Source organism: Pseudoalteromonas sp. SG44-1 (assembly GCF_014164315.1).
GTDB lineage: Bacteria > Pseudomonadota > Gammaproteobacteria > Enterobacterales > Alteromonadaceae > Pseudoalteromonas > Pseudoalteromonas rhizosphaerae.
In genome coordinates, this window is the sequence record NZ_JACJEW010000202.1 from 1 (window position 1) to 882 (window position 882).

Genomic DNA, 882 nt, shown 5'->3' on the forward strand with positions numbered 1-882 from the left:
CGTTTTTCTTGCTCTGTTTCATAAGTTTCGCTGTCTTTAAATAACGGGTTTCGTTTTCTAAATTGGTTATCCGCAATGTAAGTATCAAAGCCACTTTTCGCCATGTATTCAAGGTTCGCTTCGCTGTTAAACCCACTGTCTGCGGTGAATTTGATGGCGTGTTTATCTGAGGATTCATCTGTGCTCAGTTTATCTAACTGTTGTTTTAATTGCTTAACCGCTGGCTGCAGGGTTTGCTGCTCGCCCACTGAACCCCATGCCTGTGCTTGCAGTACAATTTGATGTTTATCGTCATTTATCGCTATCCCGTTGTAGCCTTGGATTGTACCTTTTGACGTGGTCATTTTCGCGCTATCGGGGTCGGTAATATTACTTTTAATGGGCTTACCTTTGCTGCCCGTTTTTTCCTCGTGGGTCGCTAAGAACGCCGTGATTTTATCTGCACTTTTATCCAGCTTTTCTTTTTGCTTTAAATCCTGTGTTATCAACTCTTCGCTCAGGCTATCTTGTGATTAGTGACGTTCGATAATACGTTTACTCGCGCGTTCTAGTTTTGCTTTTTTACGCCCTAGCTCATCGAATGTGCCGCTCCATTCTTTACTCGCATTAGATTTCAATTTGCATCCATCAATGGCAAACATGTTGCGACCTATCAAGCCTTCTTCGTCGCAGATCATCAGTACTTGCGTAAACAGCGGTTCAATCTATTCGTGCATTTTGGCCACGAATCCCGCTACAGATGTGTAATGAGGTTGAGTATCACCCGACACACTCATGAACAAAATATTCGTCTCACACGCCTTAGCAATACGGCGGCTGCTGATCAAACCATGTGCATAGCCGAGCAAAATAATCTTTAACATCACTGACGGCGGATACGCC

At 43.8% G+C, this 882-nt stretch carries 1 protein-coding gene and 1 pseudogene; both read right to left on the reverse strand.

Going from position 1 to position 882, the window contains the following annotated elements; genetic code table 11:
• Nucleotides 1-488 (reverse strand): annotated as a pseudogene (locus H5187_RS25260) (transposase); the annotation flags it as partial.
• A gap of 216 nt (nt 489-704) precedes the next feature.
• Complete coding sequence (locus H5187_RS25265) at nt 705-863, reverse strand: transposase (protein WP_259401774.1); 159 nt, start codon at nt 861-863, stop codon at nt 705-707.
• Nucleotides 864-882: the final 19 nt, after the last annotated feature.

Bases quoted from the DNA above. Each gene is read 5' to 3' on its own strand.
- H5187_RS25265 (WP_259401774.1), bottom strand. From the start codon at position 863: ATGTTAAAGATTATTTTGCTCGGCTATGCACATGGTTTGATCAGCAGC.